3 protein-coding genes are annotated in these 2,575 nt (G+C 28.2%); all 3 read left to right on the top strand.

The features are described 5' to 3' along the window. Positions 1–202 precede the first annotated feature (202 nt). Complete coding sequence (locus tag EG240_RS16255) at positions 203–793, top strand: hypothetical protein (protein WP_125020378.1); 591 nt, start codon at positions 203–205, stop codon at positions 791–793. Positions 794–888: 95 nt separating this feature from the next. Further along, on the top strand, positions 889–1,602 hold the full coding sequence (locus EG240_RS16250; RefSeq protein ID WP_125020377.1) for a hypothetical protein: 714 nt from the start codon (positions 889–891) through the stop codon (positions 1,600–1,602). A gap of 1 nt (position 1,603) precedes the next feature. After that, on the top strand, positions 1,604–2,470 hold the full coding sequence (locus EG240_RS16245; RefSeq protein WP_125020376.1) for a hypothetical protein: 867 nt from the start codon (positions 1,604–1,606) through the stop codon (positions 2,468–2,470). The last annotated feature ends 105 nt before the right edge of the window (positions 2,471–2,575 follow it).

Genomic DNA, 2,575 nt, shown 5'->3' with positions numbered 1-2,575 from the left:
ATTAAATTTGAACATCTAAATTCCAGTCAGTTAGCTTTGTATTAATAATCGAATTCAGGTTATATATATCCGACAGGTTGTGAAAGTCTTTCTTATACAGAAATAGAAAATTTAATAGTTAAAGAAAATAATAACATATATTATTATTCAATTGAAATAGAAGAATGGAAATTAATTAAACAAAAAGCTAAAAAATAAAGTTATGAACGAGAACAAAGAAGAAAACGAATTAAACAACGAAAACATCAACAATGAATCAAATCACGATAATTTAGAAACTATCGAAATTGTAGAGGAGATTATCAATGAAGAAGCTTCAAACATTGAAGTTGCTGTTGAAGAATCTATTACGGAAACAGTAGAGAATGCTTTTTCAGAAGCCAAAACAGAAGTTGATCAAGCTGTAAAAGAGGTAATTGCTGAACCAGTTGTTGAAGTCAATGAAATTATTGTTGAGACTACGCCGATTCAAGAAAACACACATCAAAATCAAAATCAACAAAATCAATCTAATTCAAATTTCGATACTTTTATGATGAATCAACAAATGAATCAAACCAATAAAATGGGACAAATAGGTCTTATATTATCAATTGCTGCTATTATTGTGGTTTTTATTCCTTTTCTGAATGTCATAAGTTGGGTGGTTTGGATTGGAGGTTTAGTTTGTTCAATTATTGGATTGACTAAAAATCCTAAAGGAATGGCAATAGCTGGTTTGGTTATTTCTTTAATAGGAATATTTATGATAGTATTTTTAGCCGCTATAGTTGCAACAGCTTTGGCATTTTAGGAAGTTATTTCATTATAATTTAGAACACAAAATCAATTCGGTTTTGTGTTTTTTTTGTTTTATATTTAGAATGAATTTCTAACATAAAAAACGGAATGCCTATATTCACTTATCATTTAGTGGTTTTGCCAATTTGTACATCATTGAAGCTTATGTTTTTTGAACCGAATTCAAAAAATATAAAAGGATTAATTCATGCAGAATATATGACAGAAATGATTTTAGGTTCATCCGTTTTTTCACCAAAAAGATTACTATTTCGAAGAGTTGCTATTTTTGCACAATGGGAAAATGAAAAGGCTATTGACAGCTATTTAACTCAAAATAGTTTAGGAAAAAAAATAGCAAAAGGTTGGCATCTTAGATTGTTATTAACTAGACAGTGGGGAAAAATATCCAAATTCAAAATTGATACGACAAGTTTATGTTCAGAAAATGAAAAATCACCAGTAGTTGCTGTTACAATTGCACGAATGAAATTTTTAGAAATTCCGAGATTCATTAAATGGGGAAAACCAGTAGAAAAGTTAGTACGAGACCATAAAGGAACTTTACTTTCAACAGCTTCAATTCGGTTTCCAAGAACTATATCCACTTTTTCTATTTGGAAAAACAAACAAGATATGACAAATATGGTTTTTGGACATAGTTCGATGGAAAATCCAAAACGACACATCGAAGCTATGAACGAACGGGCTAAAAAAGATTTTCATATTGAATTCACAACTTTAAGATTTGAAGCAATTGCTGAGTTCGGAAAATACAATGGTAAATCAAATTATTTAGGTAATTTTAGCAAAACAATCTAAAATGAATTTAGCTTATCCATCGCAAAAAATACAAGATTGGTTTACGCAACAATGGGTGATTTTATGGGGAAGAAAAATTAATATTGACGATGAAAACTGGTTGCTTGGTCCGTTTGGAAATTTAAATGGAATTGGAGAAGATTTCATACATCAATTAGCAGAAAAAGAACATTTAATTATTCTAAGAAATCAAGAAAATCAAGGTTTAATAAACTGTTTTAAAGATTTAAATTTACCTGGGAATGAATTAGAAGTTTTATCTGATAAGATTATTGATTTTTATGAAAACACTTCGAATTATGAACTAAATTTCAAAGTTAAATGGAATCCTTTTTTTAAGTTTTTTGGATTATTAGTTCAAGTTTTATTTAGTAAACGCATCAATCAATTGAATTTGCCACTTAAAAACAATATAGAAAAAGAAACATTAAATAGTGAAATTATTCAATTACTTGATTCTAAAACAAAACAAATAAAATATACCTTTTGGTTAAGAAAAACGATTGATACAAATGTTGTTGTTTATTCAGGTATTTATGGAACTTGTAAACTTCCGAGCGGAAAAACTTGCGTAAAAGCTATTTTTCCACTTCCAAAAGGTAATGCAACCGTGATTTTAAATCCGATTGTAAGTAAAAATGGAGGATTAAAATTAGAATCTTCTGGAAAGAAATTTGGAGATGCCGGATTTTATTTTTTATTAGAAGATTCTAAAGGTCAAAATTGGGCTCAGTTCATAAAAACATTTCGAGATTCTTTAGTAGTTGGAGAAAACAAAACTGAAATTGTTGCTGTACAAACACTTTCACTCTGGAATTTAAAAGTTCTTGAGTTGAAATATCAAATCATCAAAAAGCTAAATATTTAAACAGTAAACGATTATAAAAAAGTTTGTTTTTTTCTAAATAAATACTTGCAATTAAATAAAAAGCTACTATATTTGCACTCGTAATAATGAAACAAACTTCATCAG

The sequence above is a fragment of the Paenimyroides tangerinum genome, assembly GCF_003865405.1.
Lineage (GTDB): Bacteria > Bacteroidota > Bacteroidia > Flavobacteriales > Flavobacteriaceae > Flavobacterium > Flavobacterium tangerinum.
The sequence above is the reverse complement of the archived record's forward strand: the minus strand, read 5'-3'. Positions and strand labels throughout refer to the sequence as shown.